Below are 15,409 nucleotides of genomic sequence, written 5' to 3' on the forward strand. Positions count from 1 at the left end.
TACGTCATCCGGTTGACGTACGACCGGGCGCGGTAACGTACGCGGCGACTGCGGCCGGGACGGCCGGAGCACGCGGGGGGGGGGGGGCGCCCCCCGGGGGGGGCCCCCCCCTCCTCCGTGTTCAGCCCAGATTCAGGCTGCGCAGGACCAGACCCGTCGCCGGCTTCGGGCCGAACGACGTCGACTTGCGGGGCATGGTGACGCCCTGGCGGGCCAGGTCCCGGACGAGCTCCTCGCGTACCGGATGCATCAGCACCGCCGTCGAGCCGTGCCGCTCGGCCTGCTCCACGGCGGCGGCCGTGTCGTGGATGTAGGCGATGTGCGCCGGGTCGTCCGGGATGCGCCACACCTCGTCGAGCAGCGCCGCGTGCAGGACCGTCGCGTCGAGGGTGCGCCAGGCGGCCGGACGGTCCGCCGGAACCGTGCGGGCCAGCAGCGCCTCGTCCGGGCGGTCGACCAGATGGAAGGCCCCGTCGCCCGCGAGCAGGAAGGCGTTGCCCTCGGCGGCCGCCCCCGCCAGGGCCGCCATCGCGTCGGGCAGCGGCCCCGTCACCTCCCGTATCCGGAACAGGCCGGTCAGCGCGGCCAGCGCGTCCGCGACGGGCAGTCCGTGCAGCAGGCGGTGGATGGCGCGGACCCGGAGCGGGTGGCGGGCGGTGTCCACCAGGAGCACCAGGCCGTAGTCCCAGGGGCCCGGGCCCGTGTGCTCCCGCTGAAGCCGGAGATACGTGGCCCAGCGGTGATGGCCGTCCGCGATCAGGGCCTGGTGCCGGGCCAGGTCCGCCTGGATCTCCGCGCGTTCGGCGGGATCGGTGACCGCCCACAGCCGGTGGCGGAAGCCGTCCTCCGTGGTCGTGCAGAGCAGCGGTTCGCGCTCGACGGTCCGCTCGACCACCGCGGTCGCCCCCGTCGCCCGGTCCCCCTCGCCCCGGTACGTCAGCAGCAGCGGCTCCAGGTGGGCGGCGGTGGCGCGCATCAGATCGGCCCGGTCCTCGACCACATGCGCCATGACGTCCTCGTGCGGAAGCACCACCCCGTCGGCCGGTCCCGTCAGGGCGAGGGCGCCGATGACGCCCCGTTGCAGGATCTCGTCGTCGCGCTGTTCGTACACGTACAGGGCGGGCTCGGCGTCCGGCGCCAGGACGCCCTCCGCGAGCCAGTCGTCCAGGGTGGATGCGGCCCGGGCGTTGCGGGCGGCGACCGTGCCGGCCTGCGGCAGGATCAGCCGGACGATGTTGTGCGGGTCCGCCGACTCCAGGTGCAGCAGACCGTCGGGCCGCACGACCACGTCGTACGGGGGAGAGGTCACCGCGGCGAGGCTGCCGACCCGCTCGGGGACGTACCTCAGCCCGCGGAACGGAAGCAGACGCAGTCCCTGATCCGGCGTGCCTCGTGTGTTCATCCACGCATCGTAAGTGCGGTACGGGGATGCGCGATGATCGGGGCAGAAGCAGTCGATGAGGAGCGCGGAACATGAGCGGGACGAGCAGGACCAGGCCGAGCGGCAGCAGCACCGCGCTGAGTGAGGCGTACGACACGGCGCTGCTCGACCTGGACGGAGTCGTGTACGCGGGCGGGCTGGCGATCGACCACGCCGTCGAGGCACTCGGCGCGGCGCGGGACGGCGGGATGCACCTGGCGTACGTCACCAACAACGCGCTGCGCACCCCGGCCGCGGTGGCCGCGCACCTGACCGAGCTGGGCGTCCCGGCCGAGCCCACCGATGTGATCACCTCGGCCCAGGCCGTGGCCCGGCTGGTCGCCGACCAGCTGCCCGCCGGGGCGCGAGTCCTGGTCGTCGGCGGCGAGGGGCTGCGCGTCGCGCTGCGGGAACGCGGCCTCGAACCCGTCGAGTCGGCCGACGACGACCCGGTCGCGGTGGTCCAGGGATACGGCGGCCCCGACCTGGCGTGGGGCCGGTTCGCGGAGGCGTCGTACGCGATCAACCGGGGGCTGCCGTGGTTCGCGTCCAACACCGACCTGACGATCCCCGGCGCCCGGGGCATCGCCCCGGGCAACGGGGCGGCCGTCGAGGTCGTCCGCATCGCGACCGGCGCCGAGCCGCAGGTGGCCGGCAAGCCGCTGCCGCCGATGCACCGCGAGACCGTGCTGCGCACCGGCGCCGAACGGCCGCTGGTGGTCGGCGACCGGCTCGACACCGACATCGAGGGGGCGTTCAACGGCGGCGTCGACTCGCTGCTCGTGCTGACCGGAGTGACCGACGCGGCCCAGCTGGTGACCGCCCCTCCCGAGCACCGGCCGACGTACATCGACGCGGACCTGCGCGGGCTGCTCACCGGACAGCCCGAGGTGACGGAGCGCGGCGGGGGATTCGGCTGCGGCGGCTGGACGGCCTCCACCGAGGACGGCGCGCTGGTGCTGGACGGTGACGGCGACCCGCTCGACGGGCTGCGGGCGCTGTGCGCGGCGGCCTGGTCGCACGCCGGGGACGGGGCCTGTGACCTGGCCGCGGACGAGGCCGTGGCCCGGCTAGGGCTGTGAGGGCGGGCCCGGAGCCCCGTAGGCTGGGTAGGCTAACCTAACCGGGTGTTGGTTGAGAGCCCCCCGGATTCCAGTTCCGGCCCGATAGCCGCGCCGGACAAGGCCGCCGCTCCCCGCAGACGTCACGCGGCGAGAGCGGCGGGGCTCCTGGTGGCCGTGGCCGTCCTCGTGCTGGTGTGTCTCGCGTCCGTCGGGATCGGCGCCAAGGCGCTGCCGCTCCCGGACGTGTGGCACGGCCTGTTCCACTACGCGGGCAGCGGCGACGACGTCCTCGTGCGCAAGGTCCGGGTCCCCCGCACCGTGCTGGGGCTCCTCGTGGGTGCCGCGCTGGGCATCGCCGGTGCGGTGATGCAGGCGCTGACCCGTAACCCGCTCGCCGAGCCCGGCATCCTCGGCGTCAACGCGGGGGCCTCGGCCGCCGTCGTCTCCGCGATCAGCTTCTTCGGCGTGACCTCGCTGACCGGCTATGTGTGGTTCGCCTTCGCGGGCGCCGCGACCGTGTCGGTGGCCGTGTACTTCCTCGGCGGGAGCCGGTCCTCGACGCCGGTGCGGCTCGCGCTCGCCGGGACGGCCGTGACCGCCGCACTGTACGGATACGTCAACGCCGTGCAGCTGCTGGACTCGGCGGCGCTGGACCGGCTGCGGTTCTGGCAGGTGGGGTCGCTGGCCTCCGCGAACACCGAGACCGTCGGCAAGGTGTGGCCGTTCATCGCGGTGGGCGTCCTGCTGACCGTGTTCCTCGCCCGCCCGCTCAACGCCCTGGAGATGGGCGACGACACCGCCCGGGCGCTGGGCGCCAACCTGACCAGGACCCGGGTGCTGGCGATGCTCGCCGTGACCCTGCTGTGCGGGGCGGCGACCGCCGCGTGCGGGCCCATCGTCTTCATCGGGCTGATGATCCCGCACCTGGTGCGCACCCTCACCGGACCCGACCTGCGGTGGATCCTGCCGTACGCGGCGGTGCTCTCCCCGGTGCTGCTGCTCGGTGCCGACGTGGTCGGCCGGGTCGTCGCCAGGCCCTCGGAGCTCCAGGTCGGCATCGTCACCGCGTTCATCGGCGGGCCCGTCTTCATCTACCTCGTACGACGCAAGAGGATGTCCCAGCTGTGAGCGCCACGACCACGAAGGAGACGGCGCGCGCCGGCCGTCCGGTACGGGCCGTGCGGACGGCCGGCGGGTACTCGTTCCGGATGAACGTGCGGGCGGCCCTGGTCGTCCTGCTCCTGGCCCTCGTGGCGGCGGGCGCCGCGATCGTCCTCATCGGCAGCGGCGACTTCTCGATGACCCCCGGCGAGGTCCTGACCACGCTTTTCGGCCACGGCACCTTCCAGCAGGAGTTCATCGTCACGGACCTGCGGCTGCCCCGGGTCCTCGTCGGACTCCTCGTCGGCGGGGCGCTCGGTGCCGGGGGCGCCGTCTTCCAGACCATCTCCCGCAACCCGCTCGGCAGCCCCGACGTGCTCGGCTTCGGGCAGGGCTCCACGGTCGGCGCGCTCACCGTGATCGTCCTCTTCGGGGGCGACGCGAAGGAGGTCGCGGCCGGTGCGGTCGTCGGCGGCCTGCTGACCGGTCTCGCCGTCTACCTGCTGGCGTGGAAGCGCGGGGTGCACGGCTTCCGGCTCGTCCTGGTGGGGATCGGGGCGGCGGCCATGCTGACCGCCGCCACCCAGTACCTGATCACCAAGGCGAACCTGGTCGACGCGACGCGTGCCGTCGTCTGGATGACCGGCTCGCTCGACGGCCGCGACTGGGCCCAGGTCTGGCCGCTGCTGGTCGTCTGCGCCGTGCTGCTCCCGCTGGTGTACGGGCACGGACCGGCCCTGCGCGTCATGGAGATGGGCGACGACGCGGCGTACGCGCTCGGGGTACGCGTGGAACGCACCCGCCTCCTCCTCATGGGCGCCGCCGTGCTGCTCGTCGCCGTCGCCACGGCCGCCGCCGGGCCGATCGCCTTCGTCTCGCTGAGCGCCCCGCAGCTGGCGCGCCGGCTGACCCGCTCCACCGGGCCGAACCTGGTGGCCGCGACGTTCATGGGCGCGGCGCTCCTGCTCGTCGCCGACTGGGTCGCGCTCGACGCGTTCGGCGACCGTCAGCTGCCGGTGGGTGTGGTCACCGGGGTGCTCGGCGGCTGCTACCTGGTGTGGCTCCTGGTGACCGAGCGCAAAGCGGGGCGCATATGAGATCCCGTACCGCCCTCCCCCCTCAACCGCCCGTCAGCAGACCGTCCGACAGCCGACCGTCCGACCCCCGGAGTACGACCATGCAGCGCCTCACCGCGGACTCGGTGACCCTCGGATACGACCAGCGGGTCATCGCGGAGAACCTTTCGGTCGAGATACCCGACCACTCGTTCACCGTGATCGTCGGCCCCAACGCCTGCGGCAAGTCCACACTGCTGCGGGCGCTCTCCCGGATGCTGAAGCCGAGCCGGGGCCAGGTGCTGCTGGACGGGCGGTCGATCCACGGGCTGCCCGCCAAGAAGGTCGCGAAGACGCTGGGCCTGCTGCCGCAGTCCTCGATCGCGCCGGAGGGCATCACGGTCGCGGACCTCGTGGCGCGGGGGCGGTACCCGCACCAGGGGCTGCTGCGGCAGTGGTCGCCGGAGGACGAGCGGGTGGTCCAGGAGTCGATGGAGGCGACGGGCGTCGGTGAGCTGGCCGATCGCTATGTCGACGAATTGTCCGGCGGCCAGCGGCAGCGGGTCTGGATCGCGATGGCCCTCGCCCAGCAGACGCCGCTGCTGCTGCTGGACGAGCCGACGACGTACCTCGACATCCAGCACCAGATCGACGTGCTGGACCTGTGCGCCGAGCTGCACGAGACGCAGGGGCGGACGCTGGTGGCCGTCCTGCACGATCTGAACCACGCGGCGCGGTACGCCACCCATCTGATCGCGATGCGCGGCGGGGAGATCGTCGCGGAGGGGGCGCCGGAGGAGATCGTCACCGCGGAGCTGGTGGAGCGGGTGTTCGGGCTGCGGTGCCAGGTGATCTCCGATCCGGAGACCGGGACGCCGCTTGTTGTACCTGCTGCGCGCGTTGCGCGCGGAACCGAAAAGACGTCCTCAACCGCCGGACGGGCTTGAATTTGCCGGCCTTGATTCGCACGCGGAGCTTGAATTCGCTACAGCAGTGACTTCAGTTTCAGTAGGTCTCTGAAGCCCGCCTCCAGGCGGACCCGGCCCGACGCCCACGCCTTCGCGAAATTCAGCTCGCCGTCGACCAGGGCGACCAGGTCGTCACCGGTCATCGCGAGGCGGATCTCGGCCTTTTCGCGGGGCGGGCCCTCCAGGGTGTCCAGGACCTGGACGCGACCGCCGAGCAGGCGGCCGGTGAACGTGATGTCCAGGTCCCGGATGTGACAGCTCAGCGAGCGGTCCAGGTCAGCGGCGCGGCGCACGTCGCCGTCGGCCCCCGCGAGGTTGTCGGAAAGTCTGTCGAGTGCGCTGCGGCACTCCGCCATGGTCGCCATCATGATCGACGGTACCCCAGCGCTTCGCGGTAGCGTTTCCACATGAGCGACCCGATGCCCGAGCCCGAGACGGACGCCCCGCCGGAGCCGGCCGAGCCCGCCGGGCCCGCGCCCCTCGGCGTCGTACGGACGCCCACCGGCAACGCGGAGGTGGACGGCCTGCTGGAGCGGCTGGCCGATGCCGACCACCTCGCCGCGGACGGACACACCGAGGTGTACGAGGATGTACACCGGGGCCTGCGCGAGGCGCTGAGCGCGCTGGACGCCGGGCCCGCCCCCGCACCGGGACCACCCGTACCGGTGCCCCCGCACAACCACAGGAGCTGAACCGAACGTGGCAGGAGTCGCCCGTCGCCGTCTCGACGCCGAGCTGGTACGCCGTAAGCTGGCCCGCTCGCGCGAGCACGCCAGCCAGCTGATCGCGGCGGGCCGGGTGACCGTCGGCGGCAACACCGCGACCAAACCGGCCACCCAGGTCGAGACCAGCGCCGCCGTCGTCGTCACCAAGGACGACAGCGACCCCGAATACGTCTCGCGCGGCGGCCACAAGCTGGCCGGCGCCCTCGCCGCCTTCGTCCCGCTCGGGCTGGAGGTCGAGGGCCGCCGGGCGCTGGACGCGGGCGCCTCGACCGGCGGGTTCACCGATGTGCTGCTGCGCGCCGGGGTCGCCCGGGTGGTGGCCGTGGACGTCGGCTACGGGCAGCTCGCCTGGTCGCTCCAGTCCGACGAGCGCGTCGTCGTCAAGGACCGCACCAACGTCCGGGAACTGACCCTGGAGGCCATCGACGGCGAGCCGGTCGACCTGGTGGTCGGCGACCTGTCGTTCATCCCGCTCGGACTCGTGATGCCGGCCCTGATCAGCTGCACGGCCCCCGGCGCCGACCTGGTCCTCATGGTCAAGCCGCAGTTCGAGGTCGGCAAGGAACGGCTGGGCAGCGGCGGGGTGGTGCGCGACCCCGGGCTCCGCGCCGACGCGGTACGGGAGGTGGCCCGCCGGGCCTGGGCGCTGGGGTGGGGGGTGCGGGGCGTGACCGCGAGCCCGCTGCCGGGGCCCTCGGGGAACGTCGAGTACTTTCTGTGGCTGCGGGCCGGAGCACCGGAACTCGATCCCGCGGATGTCGACCGTGCAGTGGCGGAGGGGCCTCGTTGACGACGAATGCGGCACGTACAGTCTTCGTTCTCGCGCACACCGGCCGCCCGGCGGCGATCCGCAGTGCGGAACTCGTCGTGCAGGGGCTGCTGCGCAACGGCCTGTGGGTGCGGGTCCTCGCCACGGAGGCGGCCGATCTGCCGCTGCCCTCGGCCGTGGAGACGGTCACCGATGCCACGCCCGAGGTGCTCAACGGCTGTGAGCTGCTGATCGTCCTCGGCGGCGACGGGACCCTGCTGCGCGGGGCCGAGCTCTCCCGCGCCTCCGGCGTGCCCATGCTCGGCGTCAACCTCGGCCGGGTTGGCTTCCTCGCCGAGGCCGAGCGCGACGACCTCGACAAGGTGGTCGACCGGGTCGTCACCCGGGCGTACACGGTCGAGGAGCGCATGACGATCGACGTCCTGGTGCACAGCAACGGGGACGTCGTCCACACCGACTGGGCGCTCAACGAGGCGGCCGTGCAGAAGGTGTCGCCCGAGCGGATGCTCGAAGTCGTCCTGGAGATCGACGGCCGCCCGGTGACCGGGTTCGGCTGCGACGGCATCGTGTGCGCGACGCCCACCGGCTCGACCGCGTACGCCTTCTCGGCCGGCGGCCCCGTCGTCTGGCCGGAGGTCGAGGCGCTGCTGATGGTCCCGATCAGCGCCCACGCCCTGTTCGCCAAGCCGCTCGTGACCTCGCCCAAGTCGGTGCTCGCCGTCGAGGTCCAGCCGCACACCCCGCACGGGGTGCTGTGGTGCGACGGGCGCAGGACCGTCGAGCTGCCCCCCGGGGCGCGGGTGGAGGTGCGGCGCGGTGCCGTGCCCGTCCGGCTGGCCCGGCTGCACCAGGCGTCGTTCACGGACCGCCTCGTCGCCAAGTTCGCGCTCCCCGTCTCGGGGTGGCGGGGCGCCCCGCACTGACCTCGCGATCCGGGTGCCCGGGCCGTGGCCCGTGTGCGCGCGGGCGGGGAAACCTCGTATGGTCATGTCCGTGTTGGAGGAGATGCGGATACGGTCGCTCGGGGTCATCGACGACGCGGTGGTGGAGCTGTCACCCGGCTTCACCGCGGTGACGGGTGAGACCGGCGCCGGCAAGACCATGGTCGTCACCAGCCTGGGGCTGCTGCTCGGCGGGCGCGCCGACCCCGCCCTGGTGCGGATCGGCGCCAAGGCCGCGGTGGTCGAGGGCCGGATCACGGTGGCCGAGGGCGACGCGGTGGCCCTGCGCGCCGAGGAGGCCGGGGCCGAGATCGAGGACGGGGCGCTGCTCATCAGCCGCACCGTCTCCGCCGAAGGGCGCTCCCGGGCGCACCTCGGCGGCAGATCCGTGCCCGTGGGCGTGCTGTCCGAGCTGGCCGACGAACTCGTCGCCGTGCACGGCCAGACCGATCAGCAGGGCCTCCTCAAGGCCGCCCGGCAGCGCCAGGCCCTCGACCGGTACGCGGGCGACGGCGTCGCCGTGCCGCTCGCCAAGTACGCGGCGGCCTACCGGCGGCTGCGGGACGTCGCGGCGGAGCTGGACGAGCTGACGACGCGCGCCCGCGAACGCGCCCAGGAGGCCGACCTGCTGCGCTTCGGCCTGGACGAGATCGCCGCCGTCGAACCCCTGCCCGGCGAGGACACCGAGCTGGCCGCCGAGGCGCAGCGGCTCGGTCACGCCGACGCGCTCGCCTCCGCCGCCGCCCTCGCGCACACCGCGCTGGCCGGCAACCCGGAGGACCCGGAGGCGCTGGACGCCACGACCGTGGTGGCCGCCGCCCGGCAGGCCCTCGACGGGGTGCGCTCGCACGACCCGGCGCTCGCCTCGCTCGCCGACCGGGTCGGCGAGATCTCCATCCTGCTCGCGGACGTCTCGGGCGAACTGTCCGGTTACGCGGACCAGCTCGACGCCGACCCGCTGCGGCTCGCCGCCGTCGAGGAGCGGCGCGCCGCGCTCACGGCCCTCACCCGCAAGTACGGCGAAGACATCACCGCCGTACTCGCCTGGGCGCAGGGGGGCGCGGCCCGGCTCGGCGAGCTGGAGGGCGACGACGACCGGATCGGGGAGCTGACCGCCGAGCGGGACGCCCTGCGCGCCGAACTCTCCGGCCTCGGGCAGGCGTTGACCGACGCCCGGACGGCCGCCGCCGCGTCCTTCGCGGAGGCGGTGACCGAGGAGCTGGCATCCCTGGCCATGCCGCACGCGCGGGTGTCCTTCGACATAAGGCAGACCGAGGCGGCGGACGAGGCGTCCGGCATCGAGATCGGCGGACGCAGTGTGGCCTACGGACCGTCCGGCGCCGACGAGGTGGAACTGCTGCTGGCCCCGCACCCCGGTGCCCAGCCCCGGCCGATCGCCAAGGGCGCCTCGGGCGGCGAGCTGTCCCGGGTGATGCTCGCCGTCGAGGTGGTCTTCGCGGGCTCCGACCCCGTGCCCACGTACCTCTTCGACGAGGTCGACGCGGGCGTCGGCGGCAAGGCGGCCGTCGAGGTCGGGCGGCGGCTCGCGAAGCTGGCGAAGACCGCCCAGGTCGTCGTCGTCACGCACCTGCCGCAGGTCGCCGCGTTCGCGGACCGGCAGCTGCTGGTCGAGAAGACCGTGGACGGCTCGGTGACCAGCAGCGGGGTCACGGTCCTGGAGGGCGAGGACCGGGTGCGGGAGCTGTCCCGGATGCTCGCGGGCCAGGAGGACTCCGAGACGGCCCGCGCCCACGCCGAGGAACTGCTCGCCACGGCGCGCGCGGACGGGTAGCCGTCTGGGCCGGGGCGCGCTCGGCGCGTGCCCCGGCTCTCGCACCCGCCGTACGGGTGTCGTGGCGCCGTACACGCTTTCACCCGTGCGGGTGGTGTGCGGCGCCCGGTTTGTCGCGATGCGCACGGGAGTAACGGTTCCGTCGTGCCGGAACGTGCGTACGGACTGGCATCCTTGGCCGTGTTCGTACCCCCGACTCGGGAGCCCCGGGAGCCAATCGACGTGTCACAGCTGCGCACGGTCCAGGTACTCGGCGGCGGCGGTGCCGGCAGCAGCACGCACGCCGGCTCGCTGGCCGCCGGGCTGGTCGCCCGGGGCGTGCGGGTCACCGTCTGCGCGCCCGCCGCGCTGGACCGCACCCACGCCTTCACCACCACCGGCGCCCACTTCGCGCCCGTGCCCCGGCGCGGCGACCCCGCGGCCCTCGCCGCCCTGCGCGCCGCCTGCGCCGACGCGGACGTCGTCCACGCGCACGGACTGCACGCCGCCGTGCGGGCGGCCCTGGCGATCGGCCGCAGGCCCGTGCCCCTCGTCGTCACTTGGCACACCCGGGCCCACGCCGAAGGGGCCCGCCGCCGGCTGCTGCACCTCCTGGAGCGGAGGGCGGTGCGCACGGCGGCCGTGGTGCTCGCCACCTCCTCCGATCTCGTCGACCGGGCACGCGCCCGGGGCGCCCGCGACGCCCGGCTCGCGCCCGTCGCCGCTCCCCGCCCGCCGCGCCCGGCCGGGCCGGGCGCCGACAAGCTCCGGGCCGAAATCGGAGCGGTGGAAAGGCCGTTGATCGTGGCGCTCGGCAGCCTCGTACCGCATCACGGCTACGCGACCCTGCTCGACGCGGCGGCCGTGTGGCGCCTGCTCGACCCCGTACCGCTGGTGGCCGTCGTCGGTGAGGGCCGGGAGCGGGCGGCCCTGCGGCGGCGGATCACCGCCGAGGGCCTGCCCGTCGAACTGCTCGGCGACCGGTCCGACGCCGCCGCCCTCCTGGCCGCCGCCGATGTCGCCGTCCTGCCCAGCCGCTGGGAGTCCCGCTCGACCGTCGCCCAGCAGGCGCTGCGGTCCGGGGTGCCCCTGGTCGCCACGGCGGTCGGCGGCACGCCCGAACTCGTGGGGGACGCCGCCGTCCTCGTGCCGTACGCGGACGCCGAGGCGCTGGCCGTCGAGGTGGCCCGGCTGCTCGGGGACCCGGCCGAGCGGGACCGGCTGGCCGCCGAGGGCCTGCGCCAGGCGGCGAGTTGGCCGACCGAGGACGACACGGTGGCCCAGGTGCTCGCGGTGTACGACGAACTGGCCCGGCCGTCGGCCCGTTGACAGCCTCCCGACCGGCTGCGATCTTGAAAAAACGGAGACCGAGCGGCCGGGGAGGGCACGTGGGAGAGGCATCTCAGACGTACGGGGACGAGGGCACCGCCGCCGGCGGGCTGCCCGGCCCCCTCGTCCCCGCCGACTGGCTCGCCGCGCGCCTCGGTGCCCCCGGACTGCTGGTGCTCGACGCGTCGGTCGGCGCGCACCGGGGGAGCGGGCGGCGGATCGAGGGGACCCGGGTCTTCGACATCGACGGCGCGCTCTCCGACCACGCGGCCCCGGTGCCGCACACCATGCCGGACGCCGCCCGGTTCACCGAGGAGATGCGGGCGCTCGGCCTGAACGACGCGGACACCGTGGTCGTCTACGACGCCGCCGGGATCTACTCCAGCGCCCGGGCCTGGTGGATGCTCCGGGCCATGGGCTTCGACCGGGCCGCCGTCCTCGACGGGGGCCTGCCCGCCTGGACCGCCGCCGGACTGCCGGTCACCGAGGACGCGCCGGAACCGGCCGCCGGGGGCGGGGACTTCACGGCCCGGCCCCGGCCCGGGCTTTTCGTCGGCGCCGGAGAGGTGGCGGAGGCGCTGGCCGATCCGGAGGCGGTGGTGCTGGACGCCAGGACCCGGGGGCGGTTCGAGGGCACGGAGCCCGAGCCGCGGGCCGGGCTGCGCGGCGGCCATATGCCGGGGTCCGTCAGCCTGCCGTTCGGCCGGCTGACGGACCAGGGCCGGATGCGGGCGCCGGACGAGCTGCGCGCCGCGTTCGCCGGTGCGGCCGGTGACCGCGAGCGGCTGTACTTCAGCTGCGGGTCGGGCGTGACCGCCTGCGTCCTCGCGCTCGGGGCCGAGCTGGCCGGCTATCGGCGTACGGCCGTGTACGACGGTTCCTGGAGCGAGTGGGGGCTGCCTGCCCCGGACCGGCCGGTCGCGACGGGCCCGGCGAAGGGCTGAGCCCTCGAACGGCCGCCTACGCCCGGTCGAGCCGGTCCCGTCGCTCCCCGGCGCGCTCCGGTCCGGCAGGCCGCAGCAGCCGCCCGCCGAGCAGCACCGCGCAGGCCCCGGTGGTCAGCAGCCCGCCGGCGAGGAAGGCGCCCCGCACGTCGGCGAGCGGCAGGATCAGGGCACCGAGCGCGGCGCCCGCCGCGATCCCGGCGTTGTAGAGGCCGGAGTTCGCGGCCAGCGCGATGTCCGTGCGGCCCGGGGCGCAGTACAGCATCGCGTTCTGGGTGGTCATGAAGACCGGGCCGAGCGCACCGCCCATCAGCGTCAGGAACACCACCGCCGCCACCGGCTCGGAACCCGCCGCGTACAGACCCAGCATCCCCACCGCCTGTATGCCGACGGCCGCGGTGAGCGCGGCCTGCGGAAAGCGGTCCAGCAGGGCCCCGGTGACGCTCACTCCGGCCAGACACGCGAGCCCGAAGGCCACCAACAGGACGTTGACCGCGCCCGCCGGAAACCCGCTCACATCGCCCAGGAACTTCACGAGGTACGTGAATCCGGTGAAGGCCCCGGTGGCGGACAGTGCCCCGGCCGTCAGCACGATCCCGAATCGGCGGGCGTCCGGGTGGGTTCCGTAGGCGGCGCTCGCCTCCTCCGGGCGGGAGGTGGGCAGCAGCACGGCGACGGTCACCAGGGAGACGAGCCCCAGAGCCGCCGGCACGGCGACAGGGACCTGCCAGCCGCTGTGCCGGCCCAGCCAGGTCCCCGCCGGAACGCCGAGCACCAGGGCGAGCGAACCGGCGACGGACAGCGCCCCGACCACGCGACCACGGACCTCCGGAGGGAACAGGCCCACCGCGACCGGCCCCATCACGGCCCAGAACACGGCCTGGGCGAGCGCGGTCAGCAGCCGCGCCGCGAGGAGCACCCAGTAGGAGGTGGCCAGCGCCGCGACCAGACTGGAGACGACCAGCGCGGCCAGCAACCCGGTGAGCACATGGCGCCGGGGCACCGACCGGACCGCGTGGGCCAGCGGCAACGACGCGACGGCCACCGTCGCGCCGTACCCCGTGACCAGGAGGCCCACCGCCGACACCGACACCCGCAGATCACCGGACATGAGCTCCAGGAGGCCGGCCGGCAGGTTCTCCGCGGTGTTGAGGGTGAAGGCGGCCAGCATCAGGGCGGCGAGCACCGCCCATCGGTGCGCCGGCCGCATACCCCTCCTCAGCCCACGTACGCCCCGCTCGCCGTCAGCCGCAGCGCCGTGTCGATCAGCGGCACGTGGCTGAAGGCCTGCGGGAAGTTGCCCACCTGGCGCTGGAGCCGGGCGTCCCACTCCTCGGCCAGCAGGCCCAGGTCGTTGCGGAGGGACAGCAGCTTCTCGAAGAGCCGGCGGGCCTCGTCCACCCGGCCGATCATCGCCAGGTCGTCCGCCAGCCAGAACGAGCAGGCCAGGAACGCGCCCTCGTCGCCCTCCAGGCCGTCCACGCCGGCGTCGTCGCCCGCGGTCGGGTAGCGCAGGACGAAGCCGTCCTCCGTGGACAGCTCCCGCTGGATGGCCTCGATGGTGCCGATGACCCGCTTGTCGTCGGGCGGCAGGAAGCCCATCTGCGGGATCAGCAGCAGGGAGGCGTCCAGCTCCTTCGACCCGTAGGACTGGGTGAAGGTGTTGCGCTCGGGGTCGTAACCCCGCTCGCAGACATCGCGGTGGATCTCGTCGCGCAGCTCGTGCAGCCGCTCGACCGGGCCCTCCGCGTCGCCGGACTCGATGAGCTTGATGGTCCGGTCGACCGCGACCCAGGCCATCACCTTGGAGTGCACGAAGTGCCGGCGCGGCCCGCGCACCTCCCAGATGCCCTCGTCCGGCTCGCCCCAGTGCTTCTCCAGGTACTCGATCAGCTTGAGCTGCAGCCCGGTGGCGTAGTCGTTGCGGGCCAGACCGGTCATGTGCGCCAGGTGCAGCGCCTCGGTGACCTCGCCGTACACGTCCAGCTGGAGCTGTCCGGCGGCGCCGTTTCCGACGCGGACCGGGGCGGAGCCCTCGTAGCCCGGCAGCCATTCCAGCTCCGCCTCGCCCAGCTCCCGCTCGCCCGCGATGCCGTACATGATCTGCAGGTTCTCCGGGTCGCCGGCCACCGCGCGCAGCAGCCACTCGCGCCAGGCGCGGGCCTCCTCGCGGTAGCCGGTGCGCAGCAGCGAGGAGAGGGTGATCGCCGCGTCGCGCAGCCAGGTGTAGCGGTAGTCCCAGTTCCGGGAGCCGCCGATGTCCTCGGGCAGCGAGGTGGTCGGCGCGGCGACGATGCCGCCGGTCGGCGCGTACGTCAGGGCCTTCAGCGTGATCAGCGAGCGGACCACGGCCTCGCGGTAGGGCCCGTGGTACGTGCACTGCTCGACCCACTCGCGCCAGAAGTCCGCGGTCGCCTCCAGCGAGCCGTCGGGGTCCGGGAGCGCGGGCGGCTCGTGGTGCGAGGGCTGCCAGCTGATCGTGAACGCGATCCGGTCGCCGGGGGCGACGGTGAAGTCGGAGTACGTCGTCAGGTTCTCGCCGTAGGTGTCGGCGGGCGTGTCCAGCCACACCGAGTCCGGGCCCGCGACGGCGACCGTACGTGAGTCCACCTTGTGCACCCAGGGGGTGACACGGCCGTAGCTGAACCGCATGCGCAGCTCCGAGCGCATCGGCACCCGGCCGCTGACGCCCTCCACGATGCGGATCAGCTGCGGCGCCCCGTCGCGCGGCGGCATGAAGTCGGTCACTCTGACGGTGCCGCGCGGCGTGTCCCACTCCGATTCGAGGATGAGGGAGTCCCCGCGATAGCGGCGGCGGTCGGCCGCGGGCGGCTCCGCGCCCTCGGGGCGGGCCGGCCCCAGTCGCCAGAAGCCGTGTTCCTCGGTGCCCAGGAGGCCCGCGAAAACGGCGTGTGAGTCGAAACGGGGCAGGCACAGCCAGTCGGCTGTACCGTCCCGGCAGACCAGGGCTGCGGTCTGCATGTCTCCGATGAGTGCGTAATCCTCGATGCGCCCGGCCACGTGCATCTCCAGTCGAACGGCCATGTCGCCCCGTGGGGCGCTTACTGCGGGTCAAGAGGTTGTCGCAAGGGGTTGACGTGGGGGGACCTGCGGACTTCCGGCCTCGCCCGAGCGAGTGTCCGAGCAGGATACGACGCACATGGGTGATCCGCGCGACCCTCTTGACAACCGGACTGCGCCGATCGAGTGGGATGCGAGCGGCATATGCGATTCGCGCCGCGCTCGCGCGCCGGTGGCCGGAAGCAGTCGCTCCTTGTCGCTGATACCCTGGTAGCCCGTGGACGGTGGTCGTCGGCGAGAG

14 protein-coding genes are annotated in these 15,409 nt (G+C 74.0%); 10 read left to right on the forward strand and 4 right to left on the reverse strand.

Annotated features, from left to right (window positions below):
• Positions 1–121: 121 nt before the first annotated feature.
• Entirely contained in the window at positions 122–1,402 is a 1,281-nt protein-coding gene (locus tag FKN01_RS29845; RefSeq protein WP_143625779.1) for a DUF1015 family protein, read from the reverse strand.
• A gap of 71 nt (positions 1,403–1,473) precedes the next feature.
• On the opposite strand from FKN01_RS29845, the gene FKN01_RS29850 reads away from it, so the two are divergent.
• From FKN01_RS29850 to FKN01_RS29865, 4 genes are all read left to right on the forward strand, one after another.
• Complete coding sequence (locus FKN01_RS29850) at positions 1,474–2,502, forward strand: HAD-IIA family hydrolase (protein WP_143625780.1); 1,029 nt, start codon at positions 1,474–1,476, stop codon at positions 2,500–2,502.
• A gap of 45 nt (positions 2,503–2,547) precedes the next feature.
• A complete protein-coding gene (locus tag FKN01_RS29855) occupies positions 2,548–3,612 on the forward strand; it encodes a FecCD family ABC transporter permease (protein ID WP_398933440.1) in 1,065 nt (354 codons plus the stop codon).
• On the forward strand, positions 3,609–4,682 hold the full coding sequence (locus FKN01_RS29860) for an iron chelate uptake ABC transporter family permease subunit (protein WP_143625781.1): 1,074 nt from the start codon (positions 3,609–3,611) through the stop codon (positions 4,680–4,682). The genes FKN01_RS29855 and FKN01_RS29860 overlap by 4 nt, the downstream gene beginning before the upstream one ends.
• A gap of 80 nt (positions 4,683–4,762) precedes the next feature.
• On the forward strand, positions 4,763–5,587 hold the full coding sequence (locus tag FKN01_RS29865; RefSeq protein WP_143625782.1) for an ABC transporter ATP-binding protein: 825 nt from the start codon (positions 4,763–4,765) through the stop codon (positions 5,585–5,587).
• Between the two features lie 38 nt (positions 5,588–5,625).
• On the opposite strand, the gene FKN01_RS29870 is transcribed toward FKN01_RS29865, so the two are convergent.
• A complete protein-coding gene (locus FKN01_RS29870; RefSeq protein WP_143625809.1) occupies positions 5,626–5,973 on the reverse strand; it encodes an SCP2 sterol-binding domain-containing protein in 348 nt (115 codons plus the stop codon).
• 42 nt (positions 5,974–6,015) lie between these two features.
• Between FKN01_RS29870 and FKN01_RS29875 the strand changes: the two genes are divergently transcribed.
• The 6 genes from FKN01_RS29875 to FKN01_RS29900 all read left to right on the forward strand — a co-directional run bounded on the left by FKN01_RS29875 (position 6,016) and on the right by FKN01_RS29900 (position 12,087).
• Positions 6,016–6,300: a hypothetical protein gene (locus tag FKN01_RS29875; RefSeq protein ID WP_398933443.1), complete on the forward strand. Its 285-nt coding sequence runs from the start codon at positions 6,016–6,018 to the stop codon at positions 6,298–6,300.
• A 7-nt stretch (positions 6,301–6,307) separates the two neighbouring features.
• Positions 6,308–7,123, forward strand: a complete 816-nt coding sequence (locus FKN01_RS29880) for a TlyA family RNA methyltransferase (RefSeq protein ID WP_143625783.1) — start codon at positions 6,308–6,310, stop codon at positions 7,121–7,123.
• Positions 7,120–8,025: an NAD kinase gene (locus FKN01_RS29885; RefSeq protein ID WP_143625784.1), complete on the forward strand. Its 906-nt coding sequence runs from the start codon at positions 7,120–7,122 to the stop codon at positions 8,023–8,025. The genes FKN01_RS29880 and FKN01_RS29885 overlap by 4 nt, the downstream gene beginning before the upstream one ends.
• Before the next feature lie 64 nt (positions 8,026–8,089).
• Positions 8,090–9,835 carry a DNA repair protein RecN gene (gene recN / locus FKN01_RS29890; RefSeq protein WP_185993048.1) on the forward strand — a complete coding sequence of 582 codons (1,746 nt, stop codon included), beginning with the start codon at positions 8,090–8,092 and terminating at the stop codon, positions 9,833–9,835.
• Positions 9,836–10,057: 222 nt separating this feature from the next.
• Positions 10,058–11,143 (forward strand): glycosyltransferase family 4 protein, encoded by a 1,086-nt coding sequence (locus tag FKN01_RS29895; protein WP_143625786.1) that lies wholly within the window; start codon positions 10,058–10,060, stop codon positions 11,141–11,143.
• A 59-nt stretch (positions 11,144–11,202) separates the two neighbouring features.
• A complete protein-coding gene (locus tag FKN01_RS29900; protein ID WP_143625787.1) occupies positions 11,203–12,087 on the forward strand; it encodes a sulfurtransferase in 885 nt (294 codons plus the stop codon).
• A 16-nt stretch (positions 12,088–12,103) separates the two neighbouring features.
• Here the strand turns inward: FKN01_RS29900 and FKN01_RS29905 are convergent, their stop codons facing one another.
• Together FKN01_RS29905 and FKN01_RS29910 are read right to left on the reverse strand one after the other, a co-directional pair.
• A complete protein-coding gene (locus FKN01_RS29905) occupies positions 12,104–13,297 on the reverse strand; it encodes an MFS transporter (protein WP_260697073.1) in 1,194 nt (397 codons plus the stop codon).
• 8 nt (positions 13,298–13,305) lie between these two features.
• Positions 13,306–15,108: a glycoside hydrolase family 15 protein gene (locus tag FKN01_RS29910; RefSeq protein WP_143625812.1), complete on the reverse strand. Its 1,803-nt coding sequence runs from the start codon at positions 15,106–15,108 to the stop codon at positions 13,306–13,308.
• Positions 15,109–15,409: the final 301 nt, after the last annotated feature.

Source organism: Streptomyces sp. 130, from assembly GCF_007096885.1.
Classification (GTDB): domain Bacteria; phylum Actinomycetota; class Actinomycetes; order Streptomycetales; family Streptomycetaceae; genus Streptomyces.